1 protein-coding gene is annotated in these 2,727 nt (G+C 67.3%); it reads left to right on the top strand.

Annotation, left to right across the window (positions count from 1 at the left end; genetic code table 11):
* Positions 1-220: 220 nt before the first annotated feature.
* A partial coding sequence (locus tag AC6EUL_RS22760; protein ID WP_499872878.1) for a heparin lyase I family protein occupies positions 221-2,727 on the top strand: 2,507 nt, incomplete at its 3' end.

Genomic DNA, 2,727 nt, shown 5'->3' on the forward strand with positions numbered 1-2,727 from the left:
ACGCAGCATACCGTTGGGACCGATGATCGTGCCTGGTCCCACCAAGGATCAAGGGCGACCCAGGGCAGGCTCATCCAAACAGGATTATCGCATCGTTACATCATGATGCCGATAATAGCGCTCGAAGTATACGCTTCGTGCACCCTGCTGGAGAACCGTTCGTTAGGTCGAGGATGGCAGAAGACTTCCACTGAGGCGCGCAGCTCTTTGGAATGTCCCGATGATCTCTTCCGTCCCGCTCGCAGACTGGTCGTTGAACGACGCGACGCGCTACAAGATCGATATCGACGGCTACGCCTACGACAATCAGAGCGCCCGCCAGCCGTGGAGCATCCAGGCGCTGGACTCGGACTCGGTCCGCTTCGAGTTGCGGGATGGGGACCGGCACTGGTGGGACGCGGCCACCGGGCATCCGGTTGAGCGCGCCGAACTCGCCGAGAACCTCCAGCCCATCGCCAACGGGACGGCGATGCAGATCTCGTACGGCTTCCTGATCGAGCCGGGCGCCGCCAACACGGCGTGGTGGACCGTCATCGGCCAGCTCCACCAGGACCTCGGCGCGTACGGCACCGGCAGCCCGCCCTTCGCCATCGAACTCGTCGGCGAGCGCATGCAGATCGAGGTCCGCTGGGGCAGCAGCGCCGACGTGCACACCACCAAGCTGTTCGTGGATGCCGCCGACATCGTCCGCGGGCATCGCTACGACATGAAGATCTCCGCGGTCTTCGACCCAGCCGGGAACGGCCGCCTGGTGGTCGAGCGCGACGGCGTCGTGCTGGCCGCCTATTCCGGACCGCTCGGCCTGGCCGAACAGACCGGGGTCTACTGGGCCGAGGGCATCTACCGGAGCGACAACGCCACCGAGACCCTCGCGGTGCAGTACCGTGACCTCGACATCCGCACGGGCCCGGACGTCGTCTTCCCGGGCAAGGACGCCTTCGTCGCGGCGCCGGTGGTCCAGGTTGCCCATGTCGATCCCGGCAAGGGCGCTGCCGCTTCGGTGAGCCTGTCCGGCACGGCGGCGGCGGGCTCGACGGTCTCGATCTTCGACAACGGCAAGGCCGTGGCGACGGTGGGGGTGGACGCCAGCGGACACTTCCAGACCACGGTCGGCCTGAGCGGCGCCGGGGCGCACGCCCTGACGAGCGTCGCCGTCGACGCCGCCGGGCGCCAGGGTCTCACTTCGAGCCCGCAGACCGTGCTCTTTGCCACCTCCGCCGAGATCGTGGCACGGCTGGGCTCCCTCAGTGCCGATCCCAGCATCGCGGGCATCGTCCTAACCGACAGTCACGTCCTGCGCGTGACGACGACGCTGGAGGTGTCCTACGCCCAGCGCAAGGACGTCGGCGTCCTGGCCAAGATCGCGGGCGACTACACCCTGGTCCTGTCGCAGACGGTCACGGGCAGGAGCTACGATCGGCAGGACACCACCTACGGCTCGGACGGCAGGATGGACGAGGTGACCCGGTGGTCGGGCACGAAGCTGGTCTACGACCAGACCTTCGCGGACACCGGCGCGCAGACCCTGCGGACCTGGAGCGCGACGGGCTCGTCCGATCGCAGCACGTTCTCGGCTTCGGGGCAGCGCCTGTCCTATGAGAGCTACAACGCCGACGGCAAGCTCATCTTCCACCAGGACTTCGGATCCGACGGGTCCGTGGTCACGCACTACTTCAACGTCGCCACGGGGCTCGAGACGAACTTCACGCAGACGGCCGCCGACAAGTCGCGCGTCGAGACCACCGTCAACATCCAGGGCAAGGCTTTCGCGACCCAGGTCACGGCGTTCGATGCCTCGGGCAAGATGACGCTTCAGGAGCGCTTCACAGCGAGCGACGTCAAGGTCTTCTCCCAGACTTGGAACGCGGACGGCTCTCGCGTCCTGCACACCTACTCGGCCGCCTCGGGTCGGGAGACCTCGTCCAGCCTAGTCCGCGCCGATGGTTCGCATGTCGAGACGACCTTCGGCATCGTGGGCAAGAGCTACGCGGCCCAGGCCCTGTTCTACGACGCCCAGAACCGGGCGAGCGGACAGGAGCTTTACAGCGAGACCGGCAAGCTGATCGCCCAGGAGGTGTGGAACCTGGACGGATCGAAGAAGATCTCCATCCTGCATGCAGTCACGGGCAGCGTCGTGGGATACTCGCTGGTGGCGGCCGACAAGTCGCACACCGACGTCACGTTCCAGGCGCCGGGATCTCAGCAGGTCGTGCAATCGATCGCCTACGACGCTGCGGGCCGCGTGGTGTCGAAGCAGACCTTCGACGCGGCCGGCCACCTCGCCACCAGCGAGACCTGGGCTGCCAACGGGACCCACGTCACGAAGACCTACAAGGACGCGGTTCTCGTACGGACCCAGGTCTACGACGCTCAGGGGCTCGTCACCGCCGACACCGCGGCTCCCGTCACGACGCCCGCCACGCCTGCCCCTGCCCCGCAGGCGTCCGCGCCTGTCCCGAGCCCGACGCCGCCCGCGACCGGCAAGGTCGTTACCGCCGACGGAAGCTGGTCGGAGATGAAGACCGGCCTCACGGGGGTTGGCTACACCAGCGAGCTGAAGAGCTATGATGCGGCCGGTCGGCCGACCGCGGTCGCGCGCTGGTCAGGCGACACGCTCGTCATGCGGGACCTGCGCAACGCCGACGGCTCACGCGAGACCCACTCCTACGATGCCGGCACCGGCAGCGAGACCGCCTACACCGTGTTCAATGCCGACAAGTCGCGGGT

It is taken from the genome of Methylobacterium sp. 001424705, from assembly GCF_059816145.1.